Below are 17,194 nucleotides of genomic sequence, written 5' to 3'. Positions count from 1 at the left end.
CTTTTGCAGGTGTAGATTTAGCTGCTGGAGCGTTGTCCGCTTTTGCAGGAGCAGATTTGGCAGCTGGAGCGTTATCACGCTTTTCAGAAGCAGTAGCTGTTGATGGAGCCTGTGGTTTGTTGTTGCTATCTACAGAAGCGCTGTTCTGAGCTGCATTAGCAGCATCGCTATTGCCTGCTGAACGCCTGCGCCTGCGTCTGCGACGACGCGGTTTGCTGGCTGTTGTGTCTGTTTCATTGTTGCTACTGGAAAGTTCCTGCTCCTTCGCTTTGTTATCTTCGGCAGGGTTGCTTTTAGGCTTCTCACTTTTCTTGTGTGTAGCTTTCTTTGGCTGTTTTTGCGCTTTTGTATTGGTCTGTTGTTTGTTGTCTTCAGTGGCACTGCTTGCTTTTTTGTTCTGTGTATTGCCACGGTTTCGATTGCGCCTACGTGGACGTTGGTTGCTTGGCTGTTCGGTTTTTTTTGTTTCTTCTGTTTCAGGTGCTTTAGGTGGTGTTTTTTTTCTGGCGCCGATAAAAAGATTGATCAACGATTGCAGCGGCCCTTCTTTTTTAGGCTCTACAGCAGGTGCCTGTTCCGGAACAGGGGTAGGAATACCAACCACTGGTTTTACAGGTTTAAGTTTACGGTTGGGGCGCGGTGGTTTGATGCGTTTTCCTGTATCTTCAAGTACTTCCACGCGTTGCTGATTGTTTTCATTCCACTGTCGTTCAATGCGATAGTGAGGGATATCAAGATCAGGGCGAATTTGCAGGGTGATTTGAATATCGTATGCTTCTTCAATGCGCGCAATATTGGCGCGTTTGTTGTTCATCAGATATTCACCGGTTTCGGACGGAACCTGTACAATTAATGTAGGTTGTTTGCCTCTTTCAGACCAGTCTTCCATGCGTGTGAGCATTTGTAGAGCCATGGAGTCGACCGTGCGGATAGAGCCACGTCCCTGACAGCGTGGACAGCCCTCAGTTGTAGATTCACGTACCGATGGGTGTAGGCGCTGACGCGACATTTCTAACAGACCAAAGCGAGATATACGGGCGAACTGAATGCGCGCTTTGTCTCCTTTGCATGCTTTGCGAAGCAGGTCTTCAACCTGTTGACCATGCTTTCTGTTGGCCATATCAATGAAGTCAATGACGATCAAACCACCAATATCGCGAATGCGTAACTGACGGGCAATTTCTTCTGCTGCTTCCAGATTAATGGCCAGGGCAGTGTCATCAATATGCTTACCCTTGGTGGCGCTGGCAGAATTGATATCGATAGCTGTTAAGGCTTCTGTAGGGTCAAGTACAATAGAGCCGCCTGTAGGCAGACGGATTTCGCGCTGGTGTGTCTCTTCACACTGTTGTTCAATGTTGTGCAGGCGAAACAATGGTTTTTTACCACGGTATAGTTTTACCAGTTTCTCTTTGCCTGGAATAACGGCATGAACAAAGGCTTTGGTGCGGGTATATACTTCATGGTTATCTACCCATATTTCCTGAATATCATCAGAGAAATGATCACGAATTGCGCGTGTGGCCAGATCGCCATCGAGATAGATGAGGGCAGGTGATGGTGTAGTTTCACTAGTGATGCGGATTTCATCCCATAGGCGGCGTAAATATTGGTAGTCGCGCTGTAGTGCTTCTAGTGTTTGATCCTTGCCGGCAGTACGAATAATCAAGCCCATGTCATCGGGCACGTCGAGCTGTTTAAGGATCTCTTTCATTGAGCGGCGATCTTCATCGGAAAGTTTGCGAGAGATGCCGCCACGTACGGTATTAGGACTTAGAACCAGGTAACGCCCGGCTAAAGAAATATTTGTAGTTAGAGCCGCGCCTTTGTTGCCGCGCTCTTCTTTGACAACCTGTACAAGTATTTCTTGCTTGGCCTGTAGAATATCCTGAATAGAAAGATTGCGGGGATTTAATGATTTATCCACCCCTTCTTTCCAGTAGTCAGGGTGTATTTCACCGACCGGTAAGAAGCCCTGCCGGGCTGATCCGTACTCAACGAAAGCAGCTTGAAGACTGCCTTCGACTTTGGTTATTTTACCGCGATATATGTTGCTTTTGGTTAATGCTTTATGGGCTGATTCAATGTCTAGTTCATGAAGATAACCATCTTCAATAATAGCAACACGACTTTCTTCTTCGTGTATAGCACTGATAAGCATGAGTTTTTTTACAGTCACGCACGTTTCCTTTTGGCGCTTGAGGGACTCATCGACATAAATGCCGAAGATGGAACTATTCTTGAGAATAGTACGTAAGCAGATGCGTTCTCAGGAGTGGCAAGCTCGAATATCCAGGGATATGGCCGCATCATCCTGATGTTACATCGCACTAGTTAGCTGTTACCCCTGCGCTGTCGGCGCTTTGGTGAGGCATCAGTATAAGTCTTCAAACGCAGTGTATTTATGCAGGCTCAACGTTAGGGTCATCGACATAAATCTACACATTGATGGTCTCACTGACCCGATTTCGGATCAATGGCGCGGGACTAAAATGTTCCCTGCTATCTCTCGGTATATGTTCAAAATACTGGAGGCTGGGATTCCCGGATACAAATCATTACCATTGCAACTGCGTTAAAGTTTATACGATGCAGGAAAACACGGAGCTATCTACATATGCAGGTGACTCTATCGGTTGAAGGCGGATTGGCAAGAAAAATGCAGGAAAATAGTGTTTTAACAATAGATAATAATGAAGATTGTAGCCGCCTTGACCGGGTGTTGGTGCGCCATTTGGGTGCATCCAGGCGCGGGCTTATTGTGCGTTTGATTCGAAAAGGCAATGTGCGGGTTAATAAGAAACGCTGCAAACCAGAGTCACGCGTCAGCGTTGGTGATGAGATTTACCTGCCAGCCAGCCTTAGAGAGCCCGAAGATGTGCATGATGGCCGTAGCGCTGACCATATTCCTGCTTCTTTGATAAACAAGGTGCGTGCCTTGACGGTGCTGTTTGAAGATCAGTGGATACTGGTGGTGAATAAACCAGCCGGGCTCGTTGTACATGGCGGTTCAGGCCACGATGCCGGTTTGATTGAAGCCTTGAAGCAGGTGCGTGGTTTGCCTGATTTACGTTTGGCGCATCGGCTTGACCGTGATACATCAGGCGTCCTGCTACTGGCTAAAAACTTAGAGGCATTAAGGCATCTTACTGAATCATTTCGTTTGCGGGACATGCAAAAACATTACTTTGCACTGGTTGTGGGACACCCGTTTGCATCAGCAGGCCGCATGATATCGCATCTGGCTAAAGGCCTGGTGCGCGGCGGGGAGCGCATGGTTGTCGATGTTGATGAAGGTAAGGAGTCGGTCACCGATTATCAGGTAATGATACAGTTTGAGCGTGACGGTTTTGATTATGCCATGCTGTCTCTGGCTCCCCATAGTGGGCGTACACATCAGCTGAGAGTGCAATTGCAGGGAGAAGGGCATGCGATTCTGGGTGATGGGAAATATGGAGAAAAGCCAGATTTATCGGCGTATAAATCGATTGGTGGTAAAGGTTTGATGTTGCACGCCTGGCGCTTACGCTTTGATCATCCCATTACAAAACAGCCTCTCGAATTCAAGGCTGACTGGCCGCAAAATTGGCGGGCGTTGATTGATAAATAGTTGATGCTGAATCAATCAGTATTATCTTACAGTTTACGGATGGGTGGTCACAACAGTTCAGGCTAGAGCAGCTGAAGAGGAGATATGTATGGTGAAAACAATGGCACTATTTTTTTTAACGTGTGTGATGGCGCTATTTTCGACCTGTTTGCCGCTGCAGGCTGAAGAAGTGAGGCTGGAATTGGTATCCATTCCTGCTGGTAGCTTTTTGATGGGTAGTGAGGCTTCCGTGGACCGTGATAATAAACCGCCTCATACAGTGCACATCGCTGCTTTCAAGATGATGAAATATGAAGTTACGCAAGCGTTGTACCGCTCTGTGACGGGCGATAATCCAAGTTATTTCAAGGCTGCTGACTTGCCAGTGGAGCGTGTGAGTTGGCTTGATGTGCAGGCCTTTATCAAGCAGTTGAATATGAAAACAGGCAAGTCGTTTCGCTTGCCATCGGAAGCCGAGTGGGAATATGCAGCACGGGCTGGTCATGCCGATCGTTATGGCTGGGACGGTGGGGTAGAACAAGCATCGTTGTCAGCCTGGTTCGGAGATGGCAGTAAGGAAAGAACGCATCCTGTCGGACAGAAGCTGGCCAATGACTTTGGCTTGCATGATATGCATGGCAATGTGTGGGAGTGGGTGCAGGATTGTTGGAATAACAGTTATGCTGGTGCGCCGGCTGATGGTAGTGCATGGACAACAGGCGAGTGCAGTAAGCGCGTAATACGTGGTGGCTCCTGGGACAATGATGTGAATTATTTAGGTTCGGCATACCGCAGTTGGTTCTCCCGCAGTTCCCGATACGATACGCTGGGGTTTCGCCTCGTGCAGGAGTAATACATTGACTGTTGTTGATGTGAAATTGAAATCTGGTGATTGTTCTCAGCTTGTCTATTGAGATGATGATTTATTGCCGCCCTGGCAAAAATCAGTTCGCAAAGACAAAAGCGCGGGTTTTTCCGCTGCTTATCAATCAAGCATTGCGTGCCTGAATTGATTCGCAGCTCCTGCTACTCACCTGGTGGCGGCTTTGGCCGTCCAGTATCTCCATCCTGAGTTGTTGTGGCGGGTGCCATCCATGGTCTGCACGAAAAGGCTGAATAAATCAGCGCTTCCCTATTGGAGTATGGATGAATACATTATCCTTTCTCGATGATGTTCAGCGGTTATAGTTCAGCGCTATCATTATTTAAAGGTTCAACAGCCCACGGAGGCATGTATGTTTCACGGTACAATGACGGCATTGGTAACACCATTCTTGAATGGAACTATTGATGAAGAAGCGTTTCGCGCACATTTGGAAAGACAGATTGAAGCAGGTGTTGATGGTGTGGTACCGGCTGGTACGACGGGTGAAGCTGCAACGCTCTCATTTGAGGAGCACAAACAGGTCATTGGCATTGCTGTAGATCAGGTTGCAGGGCGTGTACCAGTCATCGCCGGTACTGGCAGCAATAATACGGCTGAATCAATTGAACTAACCGGAGCAGCCAAAATATTGGGGGCGGATGCCGCACTGCTGATCTCTCCGTACTACAATAAGCCCACGCAGGAAGGTGTATTTCAGCATTATAAAGCTGTTGCTGATGCAGTACATTTGCCACAGATTGTGTATAACGTACCGGGGCGGACCAACTCAAATATTTTACCGGAAACGGTGGGGCGTCTGTCTCATGTGTCGAATATTATCGCGATAAAAGATGCCACTGCCGATATGGAACAGTTAATGCATTCATTGGCTGCATGTGACGGGCGTATGGAGTTTTATTCAGGCGATGATGCGACCGTAATGCCTTTCATGGCGCTTGGTGGACAGGGTGTGATTTCTGTTGTGTCCAACATCGCACCCAAAACGATGAAATCGTTAACCGAAGCAATGCGTGCAGGCGATTGGGATGCGGCCAGGCGAGCGCAGTTTGCGATGCGGGAGCTAAATCAGATGCTGTTCGTGGAAGCCAATCCGATTCCGGTGAAAGCAGCCTGTCATCTGTTGGGATGGTGTGAAAATGAATTGCGCTTGCCTCTGTTGCCGCTTGGAAATCACTCACTGCAAGAGCTGAGCCGTTCTATGCAACGCTTTGGCGTCGAGTCTGGAGCAGCACTTGACGATTTGGAGATCACTGATCACTGATCAGGTGCTAAACTACTTGCGTTTGATGTTTAATGTCAGGCGCTTAGTGCATTCTTTTGCCTACTTGTCTGCCACGCTGATTGCGATTGCAGTATTTGTACTGGTGCTGATGCTGGCTGAGTCGGCTGTTTATGCCCTGAGTGGTCAACCGGTTTCTGTTTGGGCGATGGTGATTGCTGCTATTTCGGCGGCCTTTGGTTATGCGCCCTTGGTGCAGTCGATGTTGCGAGCGCTGGATCGTCTCTTCTTTCGTCATCAACTTGATACGCTGGCTGCGATCAGGCAATTGGGCGCAGGAGATCTGGCGCAATTGCCGATTGAAGACGTTGAAACCGCGCTTTTAGAGCGTATCTGCAAGGTCAGTTATCGCCGCTTTGCGGCACTCGATGAACGTAAGCTGGGAGATGGTAACTGGTATGCTTATCCAGCCAGTGCTCCTTTTATTGAGGCCGGACATGCCGATCATCCATCTGATGATTATGCCCTCTGTTTGAAGTTGCCGGCGGCCAATGGTGAAGCATGGTTATGGCTGGGGCCAAGACAGGATGGTCGAGTGATGGATGCTGAAGAGCGAGACAGCCTGGAGTCTCTGGCAAAATTTTCAGCCATGAGTCTTGAACATGCCCGGTTAACCTATTTGCAATCTGAAGCAGCCCGTCTGGATTCGCTGTCGCGCGTAACCAAGCAATTGCATTCGCATGACTTGAAAAACCGTTTGCATGATCTCTCCTTTTTGGCACATCACTTAGGATCAGGCAAACTGGATGAAGATGATGTGCAGCGCATGCTCGTTGCTATTCGTAAAGTAACCGGTCGCATGCAGACCTTAATGCAACGTGTTTCTGACCCGAATGCCCCTATGGATCCGGTGATTGCACCGCTTGATGTGGTGGCTTTATTGCAAGCCAGTGTGCGTGATCGTTTGTGGCCGGAATCTTTAAAACTTGAACAGAAGCATAGGCTTGTGAAAGCTGTTGCTGGCGATAGTGATATGTTACAGGGGGTGTTTGAAAACCTCTATGATAATGCTGTTCAGGCCATGCAGCGGCAGGGTGTTATTCATATTGAAACCAGTTTGGTTGATCTGCGTAAAAGTCAAAGCGATGGTGATGAAACAATTGAAACGATGGCTGAGATTCGTGTGCGCGATCAGGGCTGTGGCATGAGTAAAGTATTTATCCGCCAGCGCTTGTTTCATCTGTTTGCGACCAGTAAAAGTAATGGCCTTGGTGTTGGTCTCTATTTGAGTCGCAGGATTGTGGAAGCGCATGGTGGAACCATTACTGCAGAAAGTGAAGGGGAGGGCAAAGGTTCCACCTTCATTGTGCGTTTACCTTTGTGGCAGTCTTAGGATCAGGGCAATTACATAGAAACATTTAAAAACTTTTACCGCAAAGGACGCAGAGTTACGCAGAGAAACCGACACAATGATCAAAAAACAATGCTAACCTGAGAGCAACAGTTGAAGCTTGCATCTGTTTTTGTCTTTACTTTGCGAAACTCTGCGTCCTGAAGGTGACAACACTTGTGCAAGAGAGACTCCCCTGGGGGGCTGTGGTGAAAATGCTGAATAATGCTAGTATATATAGGGTGTTTTAATGCGATTACCCTAGTCTTAGGGTAAGCATACGTGCCGCGCACGGGTATAGGAGTGATAGCGATGAAACAAACGGTATTGGTTGTGGATGATAATGATATCAATCGATTGAATTTAAAACTGCTATTGAAAGAGTCGTATCAAATTCTGGAAGCGGGGGATCTGGATGGGGCCGATGATGCCTTGTCTAGCCATCGCGTGGATCTGGTCGTACTGGATTTGGCTTTGCCACCAGAACCGGATAACCCTGAAATAGGCATGGCCTACCTGAAAAAAATAAGAGCAGAAAGCCCTGATACACCGGTAGTAGTGATTACGGGCCATGATGAAAGGGCCTTGGCTAAGCGGGCACAGGCTTTAGGTGCGCTGGACTTTTTTGGTAAACCATTTGATCCCGATGAAGTGAAGGGAACGATTGATCGAAGTATGCAGGCGCACTGGCAGGCTATACGAGAACAAGAGATGCAGCGGGCTCTGGATACTCAGGTAAACAGTGACTTGTTGGGAGAATCAGCGGATATGCAGGCACTGCGCACCATGATTTCACAAGTGGCTTCTGCCCCATCCACTGTATTGATACGTGGAGAGACGGGCACGGGTAAAGAGTTGGTGGCGCGACAACTGCATATTACAAGTTCCCGAAGCAAACAGCCTTTTATTGCAATCAATTGCGCTGCTATGTCGGCCGAGTTGTTGGAGTCGGAGTTGTTTGGTTATGAAAAAGGAGCTTTTGCAGGTGCGATGAAACGAAAACTTGGCTGGTTTGAACGCGCTAGCGGAGGCACTCTATTTCTTGATGAAGTGGCAGGGTTGCCATTGTCAGTGCAGGGAAAATTATTGAGAGCTTTGGAGTCGGGTGAGTTTTCACGTTTGGGTGGAGAAGCAATTATTCGTTCAGACGTACGTTTGATTTGTTCAAGCAGGGAAGATCTGGAGCAAAGAGTACAAGAGGGTAGTTTTCGCGATGATTTGTATTATCGTATTCATGTAGTCGAAATTCTGGTTCCTCCGCTGCGTGATCATGTTGAAGATTTACCATTGCTTTCAGATGCGATTCTTATGCGCAAGGCTGCGATGTGTGGTAAACGAATGGATGCGTTATCCGATGACGTATTGGGGCAATTGGAGCGATATAGCTGGCCGGGCAATGTGCGTGAACTGGAGAATGTTATTGAACGTGCAGTGGTGTTGGCGGTGGGAGAAAAAGTGGAAGCTATTCCGTCGTTGATGGGGCCGCAGCTGGTCAGTGACGATGCCGACCCGTTGGAACAATGGCTACAACAGTTACCTGATTCAGGCATACGGGCTGAAAAAGCTGTGGCAGCCTTTGAAATGAAATTAGTGGAAGTGGCATTGGAGCGTAATCAGCATATTAAGGCGCGTGCTGGCCGCTGGTTGGGTTTTGGTGATCGGGCCAAGGATAAAATGCGTTACCTGTGTGATAAATATGATATTGAGGTGCATGAAAACCCATGAATATATTTATTCGCTCAGTATTTCTATCGGTCTGCTTGATCGTGTTGATTGGTGGCAATGCAGGCCTGCTTCAGGCTATCCAGTTTGATGAGGAATATCTTTATAATCGGGATGCCAATGTGCCACCGTTTCAAAAATCACGTGAATTTTTTGACATGCCTGACAGGAAAGGCTTTTTTGAGGTGACAATGGTCTCCGATTCAGTGGGGCCGTTGACTTTCCGTATTGTCCGGGTGAGGGGTGAAGTGGAAAATATTCAGGTGCAGCGGCGCAGTTATAGTGTTGGTAGCCATATGTTTCAGACCCGCTTTGACAATGCGTCCGGGCAAGATGATCTGATTGTTGAAGTGTCGAACTCAAATCCTGCTATTTTAGCCAAAGTATCTGTCTTCGTGGTGGAACTTCCAGACCGATAAGTTAAAGTGTAGCGATGAATTATTTGCGTTATGCTTGTCTGTTCTCTTTTTTATGCTTGTTCACAGCGCAGCTCTGTCAGGCAGCAAATACCGATCATGATGATGTTGTCCGGCTTCAATTAAAATGGAATCATCAGTTTCAGTTTGCAGGTTATTACGCTGCCCTGGAAAAGGGTTTTTATGCAGATGAAGGTTTGCATGTGGAATTGCTTGAAGGAGGCCCAAGCCATAATCCATTGGAAATGATGCTTGCTGGTGAAGTGCAATATGCTGTCGGTGATGGGGGAGCTTTGTTGTCGCGAGCTCAAGGTAAACCGGTTGTTGTGCTGGCTTCTATTTTCCAGCAATCACCACTGGTGATCTACACGCGCTCAGGGGTAAGTTCCCTGGATGCTCTGCGTGGAAAACGTGTGATGATGCAGTCGAAATTTCTGACGGTGGAAGTGCACGCGATGTTGCAGCGTGCAGGTCTTGCTGAGACGGATTATATGGCTCTTCCTATTGGTAGTATTGATGATTTTATTGAGGGTCGTTCGGATGCTTTTACGGGCTATAGTAGCAATGAAGGTTTTTTGCTGAAGCAGCGAGGTGTCGCATTTGAGACGTTTCGACCACATGATTATGGTATTGAATTTTATGGTGATTCGCTGTTAACAACAGAGGCGGAATTAGCATCTCACCCTGAACGCGCGGCGGCTTTTCGTCGTGCCTCAATCAAGGGCTGGGCGTATGCGCTCGAGCATCAACAAGAAATCATTCGTTTGATTAAACAGAAGTATGACAGTCAACATAAATCCATTGATCATTTAACATATGAAGCCAACGCAGTTTCTGCTTTGATGTTTACAGAGCTTGTGCCGGTGGGGTTCTCGAATTTGGAACGCTGGCAGAATGTACCTCTGGTGTTTGAATCATTGGGCCACCCTCTGATGAAGATTGATTGGGATGCCTTTATTTATCAACCGGACACAAGTGTTGGTAGTCTGGTTTGGCAATATCGATATTGGTTTGCCTTTGCATCATTGTTTTTGTTGGTGCTGTTTTTATATCTGTTTAATGTGCAATTGCGACAAGGTATTCACAAACGTACTGCAGCATTGGAACAAATCACCCATGAATATAAAGATATTCTTGATCATATGCAGGATGCTTATTATCGGGCCGATAATAATGGTACTGTTATATGGGTCTCTCTTGCCTGTGAACGGCAACTGGGTTACCAGCGGGAAGAAGTCATTGGGCAACCGATGAGTAAATTATATTATGATGAAGGCGGCCGTACCCAGTTTCTTGATGCCCTAAAGCTGAGTGGCGGGCATTTGCAGCATTTTGAGGTGTGCTTGAAACATAAGGATGGTTCACGTGTCTGGGTTGAAGTGAACTCTCAATGTTTTTTTGATAAAGAAGGTAAGATTGCAGGTGTTGAAGGTAATATACGTAATATTGCCGAGCGTAAAAAGGCAGAACAGGAAAGCCAGGAGCTGACAGGTCAACTGCAACAGGCTCAAAAGATGGAGAGTATCGGTGTACTGGCTGGAGGTATCGCCCACGATTTCAACAATATGCTGGTCGGGGTGATGGGCAATGCAGAGTTGGCCATGCTGGATAAGGCAGCCCAAGGGGAGATGCGCGAGTATTTGGAGAAAATTTTTAAATCGGCGCGTCGCGGTGCTGATCTGGTGAAGCAGATGCTTGCCTATTCCGGTCAGGGTCGTTTAACTATGGGGCATCAGAATTTTAATGATTTGATTTGTGAAGTCTCTGAATTGCTAAGTACTGTGATTGGCAAGAAAATAGTGTTGAATCAAACCTTGATGGATGCTTTGCCCGATGTGTATGGTGATAGAAATCAGTTGACACAATTGGTGATGAATTTAATGACCAATGCTTCAGAGTCTATGGAAGCTAACCCCGGCGAAATTCATTTGCGCACTGGCTTACGTCATCTCGCAGCACTGGATTTTTCTAATATGTATATGGCTAGTGATCTGCAACCGGGTATGTATGTTTTTGTAGAAGTGAAGGATTCTGGATGCGGTATGGATGAGGATACGAAATTACGCATTTTTGATCCTTTTTTTACAACCAAAGAGACCGGGAGCGGATTGGGTTTATCGGCACTACTGGGGATTGTGCGTAGTCATGGTGGTACATTGGCACTGCATAGTGAGTTGGGTAAGGGATCCAGATTTACCGTGTTTCTTCCTTTATTGGAGTCAGAGAAACCCAAGCCGGAACTGCAAACTATGGAAATGAATTTGCAGCCAGATGTGTATGGGGGCGTGCTGTTGGTGGATGATGAAGAGGCCGTCAGAGATGTTGCCAGGCGCTTACTGGAGAGAGAAGGTATTCGCGTATTCACTGCAAACGATGGAGAGCATGCTGTGCATATGTTTCGTGAACATGCCCATGAGATTTCAATGGTGTTGATGGATTTGACCATGCCAATCATGGATGGGGAGGAAGCTTTTCATGCCATTCGGGCAATGAACCCTGATGCCAGCATTGTGTTGAGTAGTGGGTTTTTGGATAATGATGCGATTGATCGTCTTAAACATAATGGTTTGGCTGGCTTTATGAAGAAGCCATACACAAGAAATGCGCTATTATCTGAAGTGACACGACTGGGTGTTTCTAATATTGATGTAACTTGAGCTTGGATTCCTGAACGCTGATCCCCATATACACCAGTATGGAGTACTGATATGGACTTGAGCAGAATGACCCAAAAATTAAATGAAGCCATGGCCGCCAGCCAGAGTCTGGCAGCACGGTTGTCACATCAACAAGTCGATGGTGAGCATCTGTTGGCAGAGCTTCTGGCTCAAGATGATGGTCTGGCACCGCGATTGATTGAGCGGGCTGGTAGAGATATCAATGTATTTAAATCTGATATTCAGAGCGCCCTATCCAGGCATCCAAAGGTAAGTGGGCAACGTGTTGAGATAGATAAAATATACATTACCCAGCGCTTGCAGGGCCTATTAGCCAAAGCTGCAGCAGAAGCCGAGCGCATGCAGGATGATTATATCTCTGTTGAGCATGTGTTGCTGACCTTTATTGATGAGAAAGATAGCAGCGAAGCCGGTAAAATATTCAAAGCGCAAGGCATTACACGGGAATCTTTTCTGGAAGTGCTGGGCAGTGTGCGTGGGAATCAACGGGTGACTACAGATGCACCTGAATCGCAATATGAAGCGCTGAAAAAATATGGTGTGGATCTGGTTGAACTGGCCCGTTCAGGTAAGCTCGATCCTGTCATCGGCCGGGATGCTGAAATTCGCTCGGTGATCCGTATCCTGTCGCGCAAAACCAAAAACAACCCTGTATTGATCGGAGAGCCGGGTGTGGGTAAAACAGCCATTGCTGAAGGGCTTGCACAGCGCATCGTATCCGGAGATGTACCGGAGGGCTTAAAGAATCGCAGCCTGTTTTCGCTCGATATGACATCGTTGATGGCGGGTGCAAAATATCGCGGTGAATTTGAAGAGCGTTTGAAAGCAGTGCTAGAGGAAATCAAGGCGTCGGAAGGGCATACCTTGCTCTTTATTGATGAATTACACACCATTGTAGGAGCTGGTAAAACTGAGGGTAGCAGTGATGCGGGCAACATGCTCAAGCCGATGCTGGCGCGTGGTGAATTACATTGCATTGGTGCGACAACCCTCAACGAATACAGACTGTATATAGAAAAGGATGCTGCCTTAGAGCGTCGTTTTCAACCTGTGATGGTTGATGCGCCTGATGTGGCCGATACGATTTCAATCTTAAGGGGTATTCGGGAGCGGTTTGAATTGCATCATGGTGTGCGGATCTCCGATGCTGCTCTGGTGGCGGCTGCGACCTTGTCTGACCGCTACATTTCTGATCGTTTTTTGCCGGATAAAGCCATTGACCTGGTCGATGAGGCTTGTGCATCCATTCGCACAGAAATGGATTCAATGCCTGCTGAACTCGATGCTATCTCCAGGCGTGCTATGCGTCTTGAAATTGAAGAGACCGCCTTAAAGAAAGAGAAAGATGAAGCTAGCCGTAAACGGCTCAATATTTTACGTAAAGAGCTGGTTGAATTGCAGGAGCAGCGTGATGTGATGCGGGCGCGCTGGGAGCAGGAAAAAGGCGCTATGGGGAACGTTCAGTCTTTGCGTGAGCAGATTGAGCAGGTGAAGCTCGATATTGAGAGCGCTGAACGGCGCTATGATCTGGAGATAACTGCCAGTTTGCGTTATGGCACCTTACCCGCTTTAGAGAAGCAATTGGCTGAGCAGGAGGCTTCTGTACAGGCACGGGAAGGTTTAATCAGTGAAGTGGTGAATGAAGCTGAGATCGCAGCGGTAGTGGCGCGCTGGACTGGCATTCAGATGACACGCTTGCTACAAGGGGAGCGTGAAAAGTTATTGAGTCTGGAGTCCGTGCTGCATGAGCGGGTGATTGGTCAGGATGAAGCCGTGTTGGCTGTCTCCAATGCTGTGTTGCGCGCACGGGCCGGTATTCGCGATCAACACAAGCCGATTGGTTCGTTTCTTTTTCTGGGTCCAACCGGGGTGGGTAAAACTGAGTTGGCGCGTACGTTGGCGCGTACCCTGTTTGATGCGGAAGAAAATATGGTGCGTATCGACATGTCGGAATATATGGAAAAACATGCTGTTTCGCGTTTGTTGGGTGCCCCTCCGGGCTATATAGGCTTTGAGCAGGGTGGTCAGCTGACAGAAGCAGTACGGCGCAAGCCATATTGTGTGTTGCTATTGGATGAGGTTGAAAAAGCTCATCCGGATGTATTCAATGTATTATTGCAATTGCTTGATGATGGTCGATTGACGGATAGTCATGGTCGAACGGTGAATTTTCAGCATACGATCGTTATCATGACCAGCAATATCGGTTCAGAATATATGTTGGATGGGATTGATGCTGATGGCGCGTTGAATGAAACGGCATCGGCTCAAATTATGGCTGCACTGACCCAACATTTCAGGCCTGAGTTTCTTAATCGTGTGGATGAAACGGTGCTGTTCAGGCCGCTGACACAAAACGTTGTGGCACGCATTGTTGAAGTTTTTCTCATGGAGCTGAAGCAGCGTTTGTCTGAGCAGCAGGTATCGCTGACGGTAACTGATGAGGCTGTACAGTGGATCGCTGTGCAGGCTTATGATCCTGCTTTTGGGGCCAGACCACTGAAGCGGTTTATTCAGGAGCATCTGGAGACGCCGCTGGCACGTCTGTTGATTGCTGATGAAGCAGGGACAAATGTGGTTGTTGACGTGGTGGACAATGGATTGTCTGTGCATGGTGATAAGTAACTTTTATTGAGGCATAACACTGGTGGGGGGATGTCTTCCCCGCACGGGGGGGGTAATTACACTGTGTTTATGAATGGAATGTGAATAGTGTTGACACCGTGAGAAGGCATGCGTAGCAAGTCATCTTCAGATATCAGAGAGGAGGAAGAAAATGAAAAAATTATTGATGGTTGCTGCGTCTGCAGCATTTGTTATGGGTACAATGTCTCTAGCTCCAATGTCAGCACAGGCTGCTGCATGGGGTAAATGTAAGGGATGTCATAACTTCACTGAAAAGAATAAAGTTGGTCCTGGTCTGAAAGGTGTTGTAGGCCGTGCAGCAGGTAGTATGGAAGGGTTTAAATATAAACCAGCCCTAGCAAAAGGCGGCTGGAACTGGGATGAAGATCATCTTCGCGCTTGGATGTGTAACTCCAAGAAAGCGATCAAAGAGTTTAGTGGTGATGACCATGCTAAAACCAAAATGCCTCCACAGAAAATTTGTGATGCAGCTAAACAAGACGAAGTACTTGCGAAGTTGAAATCTCTATAATTCATTTCTTGTAAATGAATTGATTGAAGTGGATGAATTTAAAAGGCGGCCCTCGGGTCGCCTTTTTTATGGTGTTTTTTCGGTGATCACCAATGTTTGAAAAAATAGGACACCATCGCTTTGTTTAAAAACGCTGGTTTAGGCCTAGGTTTTGTTTATTCTAATCTTAGAAAATATTCAGCCAAAGCGCGGCCAGGTTGAAGAAGGGAAGGGTTATTCGTACAGGCTGGAGATGGATCGTGCATCATAGATGCGGGTAATAGCTTCACCCATTAAGCTGGCAATAGAGATGATGCGTACCTTACCAGTGTTTAATACTGCTTCCGGTTGCAAAATACTATCTGTAATAACCAGTTCATGAAGATTGGAGGCGGCCAGGCGCTCTGCTGCAGGGCCGGATAATACGCCGTGAGAGGCATAGGCGCTGACTTTAGTTGCACCCTGTTCAAGCAATGCTTCAGCGGCACCACAGAGCGTGCCGGCAGTGTCCACCATATCATCTATCAGGATGCAGTGCTTACCACTGACATCACCAATAATATTCATCACTTTCGCAACATTTGGAGCAGGCCGGCGCTTATCAACGATCGCCATGTCGACATGCAGACGGTTGGCCAGAGCGCGTGCGCGTACTACGCCACCAACATCCGGTGATACAATCATGATGTCATCAAGATCACTACGCTCTTCAATATCTTTTCCGAATAAAGGGATCGCAAAAATATTATCTACAGGAATATCAAAGAAACCTTGAATCTGTGTGGCGTGCAAATCCAATGTCAGTACACGTGTGGCTCCGGCCCGAGAGATAAGATCTGCTACCAGCTTGGCCGAAATAGGGGTGCGTCCTGCGCTTTTTCGATCCTGTCGAGCATAACCGAAATAGGGAATGACAACACAGATATTGCGGGCTGATGCACGTTTGGCTGCATCAATAAAAATAAGCAGTTCCATGAGATTAGCGTTGGCCGGTCTGCTGGTGCTCTGGATAAAGAATGCATCATGCCCACGAATCGTCTCTTTTACCTGAATAAAAATTTCGCCATCGGAAAAACGTTGAAAGTAGAGGTCGCCTAATGGCTGACCAATATGGTCGCAGATCGCTTGAGAAAGCGGCGGATTTGAGGTGCCTGAAAAAAGTCGAAGTTTTTCATGGAACATATACCGCTCCTGTGCCTGCATAATGCATTGCACCAGTTATTTTAATTGGCTGGGACGGCAGGATTCGAACCTGCGCATGACGAGATCAAAACCCGTTGCCTTACCGCTTGGCCACGTCCCAATTCGTTAACTATCTATTCAACATGATAGGATGAAGATCGCAGATCTTACCTACATGTGTCCAGTTCGCCAGACTTTTTTGCTGCAAAAAATCTGACACCTTCAGTGCCTGATGATGATTGTCAAACAGGGCTACGCAAGTAGAACCACTGCCACTCATCCATGCTTCTTCCGTTTGAGTGCGCAGCTCGGTTAGTAGTTGCGCAACATCCGGATTCAACAGACAGGCGCTTGCTTCAAGATCATTATCCCCGATGCAAGGTGAATCGCGGCGCATAGTAGCCAGCCCTGAAAGGTCGGTCAACGTGCTATCAAAGTGGCGGAACACTTGAGCTGTTGAAAGGCCTGTCTCCGGCCTTGCAAGCAACAATGTTTGGCCGGGGAGGGGGTAAGGATAATCTATCAGGCTTGCCCCTATACCGGTGGCTAAACTCGCTTTGCCATATAGGAAACAGGGAATATCGGCCCCAAATGGTGTGGCGAAGTCAATCAATGTACTACTGCTGGCATGGATATCCCAGAGCGTATTGGCGGCCATGATGGCTGTGGCGGCATCGGATGATCCTCCGCCAAGGCCAGCCTGTTCCGGTATCTGTTTGTCGATATGTACACGTAACCCATGCTTGATGCCGTATCGGGTTTGCAAGGCTTCTAGCACCTGATGCACAAGGTTTGCCTTGCCACTTAAGTGCTGTTGCGAACAAGTAACTACTATTTCATTCGATTTCTCAAAATGTAATAGATCATGGGCTTCGGTGTAGGCGAAAGCAGTATTGAGTTCATGCATGCCATTGCTATGCACAGTTGTAATATGCAAATATAGATTGATTTTGGCTGGTGCCGGAAGCGTAAGCAT

The 17,194-nt window shown here is 47.5% G+C and carries 12 protein-coding genes and 1 tRNA gene; 9 read left to right on the top strand and 4 right to left on the bottom strand.

Translation table 11 applies throughout. The features are described from left to right. Positions 1 to 2,179, bottom strand: a 2,179-nt coding sequence (locus D8Y20_RS04730) for an Rne/Rng family ribonuclease (RefSeq protein ID WP_236075255.1), incomplete at its 3' end; no start/stop codon positions are given. Between the two features lie 438 nt (positions 2,180 to 2,617). Between D8Y20_RS04730 and D8Y20_RS04725 the strand changes: the two genes are divergently transcribed. From D8Y20_RS04725 to D8Y20_RS04685, 9 genes are all read left to right on the top strand, one after another. Then, the gene (locus D8Y20_RS04725) at positions 2,618 to 3,610 is read left to right on the top strand and encodes an RluA family pseudouridine synthase (protein ID WP_236075254.1); all 993 of its coding nucleotides are present in this window, start codon (positions 2,618 to 2,620) and stop codon (positions 3,608 to 3,610) included. A gap of 88 nt (positions 3,611 to 3,698) precedes the next feature. After that, positions 3,699 to 4,442 carry a formylglycine-generating enzyme family protein gene (locus D8Y20_RS04720; protein ID WP_201265527.1) on the top strand — a complete coding sequence of 248 codons (744 nt, stop codon included), beginning with the start codon at positions 3,699 to 3,701 and terminating at the stop codon, positions 4,440 to 4,442. Between the two features lie 382 nt (positions 4,443 to 4,824). Continuing rightward, complete coding sequence (gene dapA / locus D8Y20_RS04715; protein WP_121541887.1) at positions 4,825 to 5,736, top strand: 4-hydroxy-tetrahydrodipicolinate synthase; 912 nt, start codon at positions 4,825 to 4,827, stop codon at positions 5,734 to 5,736. After that, positions 5,708 to 7,087 (top strand): sensor histidine kinase KdpD, encoded by a 1,380-nt coding sequence (locus D8Y20_RS04710; protein WP_236075253.1) that lies wholly within the window; start codon positions 5,708 to 5,710, stop codon positions 7,085 to 7,087. Before dapA ends, D8Y20_RS04710 begins: the two co-directional genes overlap by 29 nt. 309 nt (positions 7,088 to 7,396) lie before the next feature. Continuing rightward, positions 7,397 to 8,809, top strand: a complete 1,413-nt coding sequence (locus tag D8Y20_RS04705; protein WP_121541886.1) for a sigma-54 dependent transcriptional regulator — start codon at positions 7,397 to 7,399, stop codon at positions 8,807 to 8,809. Further along, positions 8,806 to 9,225, top strand: coding sequence for a hypothetical protein (locus D8Y20_RS04700; RefSeq protein WP_236075252.1), 420 nt, complete (start codon positions 8,806 to 8,808; stop codon positions 9,223 to 9,225). Before D8Y20_RS04705 ends, D8Y20_RS04700 begins: the two co-directional genes overlap by 4 nt. 14 nt (positions 9,226 to 9,239) lie before the next feature. Continuing rightward, positions 9,240 to 11,879, top strand: a complete 2,640-nt coding sequence (locus D8Y20_RS04695) for an ABC transporter substrate-binding protein (RefSeq protein WP_121541885.1) — start codon at positions 9,240 to 9,242, stop codon at positions 11,877 to 11,879. Between the two features lie 51 nt (positions 11,880 to 11,930). Then, positions 11,931 to 14,525 carry an ATP-dependent chaperone ClpB gene (clpB, locus tag D8Y20_RS04690; RefSeq protein ID WP_121541884.1) on the top strand — a complete coding sequence of 865 codons (2,595 nt, stop codon included), beginning with the start codon at positions 11,931 to 11,933 and terminating at the stop codon, positions 14,523 to 14,525. 151 nt (positions 14,526 to 14,676) lie between these two features. Then, the gene (locus D8Y20_RS04685; protein ID WP_121541883.1) at positions 14,677 to 15,057 is read left to right on the top strand and encodes a cytochrome c family protein; all 381 of its coding nucleotides are present in this window, start codon (positions 14,677 to 14,679) and stop codon (positions 15,055 to 15,057) included. A 213-nt stretch (positions 15,058 to 15,270) separates the two neighbouring features. Here the strand turns inward: D8Y20_RS04685 and D8Y20_RS04680 are convergent, their stop codons facing one another. From D8Y20_RS04680 to ispE, 3 genes are all read right to left on the bottom strand, one after another. Then, positions 15,271 to 16,218 (bottom strand): ribose-phosphate pyrophosphokinase, encoded by a 948-nt coding sequence (locus D8Y20_RS04680; protein ID WP_121541882.1) that lies wholly within the window; start codon positions 16,216 to 16,218, stop codon positions 15,271 to 15,273. Between the two features lie 46 nt (positions 16,219 to 16,264). Continuing rightward, positions 16,265 to 16,339 (bottom strand) — tRNA-Gln (locus tag D8Y20_RS04675). A 9-nt stretch (positions 16,340 to 16,348) separates the two neighbouring features. Then, positions 16,349 to 17,194 carry a 4-(cytidine 5'-diphospho)-2-C-methyl-D-erythritol kinase gene (gene ispE, locus D8Y20_RS04670; RefSeq protein WP_255418405.1) on the bottom strand — a complete coding sequence of 282 codons (846 nt, stop codon included), beginning with the start codon at positions 17,192 to 17,194 and terminating at the stop codon, positions 16,349 to 16,351.

It is taken from the genome of Mariprofundus sp. EBB-1, from assembly GCF_003665155.1.
Taxonomy (GTDB): Bacteria; Pseudomonadota; Zetaproteobacteria; order Mariprofundales; family Mariprofundaceae; genus Mariprofundus.
The sequence above is the reverse complement of the archived record's forward strand: the minus strand, read 5'-3'. Positions and strand labels throughout refer to the sequence as shown.

Coding starts and splice junctions, on each gene's coding strand:
- D8Y20_RS04680 (WP_121541882.1), bottom strand. CDS start 16,218: ATGTTCCATGAAAAACTTCGACTTTTTTCAGGCACCTCAAATCCGCCG.
- D8Y20_RS04685 (WP_121541883.1), top strand. CDS start 14,677: ATGAAAAAATTATTGATGGTTGCTGCGTCTGCAGCATTTGTTATGGGT.
- clpB (WP_121541884.1), top strand. CDS start 11,931: ATGGACTTGAGCAGAATGACCCAAAAATTAAATGAAGCCATGGCCGCC.
- D8Y20_RS04700 (WP_236075252.1), top strand. CDS start 8,806: ATGAATATATTTATTCGCTCAGTATTTCTATCGGTCTGCTTGATCGTG.
- D8Y20_RS04695 (WP_121541885.1), top strand. CDS start 9,240: ATGAATTATTTGCGTTATGCTTGTCTGTTCTCTTTTTTATGCTTGTTC.
- D8Y20_RS04720 (WP_201265527.1), top strand. CDS start 3,699: ATGGTGAAAACAATGGCACTATTTTTTTTAACGTGTGTGATGGCGCTA.
- D8Y20_RS04725 (WP_236075254.1), top strand. CDS start 2,618: ATGCAGGTGACTCTATCGGTTGAAGGCGGATTGGCAAGAAAAATGCAG.
- dapA (WP_121541887.1), top strand. CDS start 4,825: ATGTTTCACGGTACAATGACGGCATTGGTAACACCATTCTTGAATGGA.
- ispE (WP_255418405.1), bottom strand. CDS start 17,194: ATGCTTACGCTTCCGGCACCAGCCAAAATCAATCTATATTTGCATATT.
- D8Y20_RS04705 (WP_121541886.1), top strand. CDS start 7,397: ATGAAACAAACGGTATTGGTTGTGGATGATAATGATATCAATCGATTG.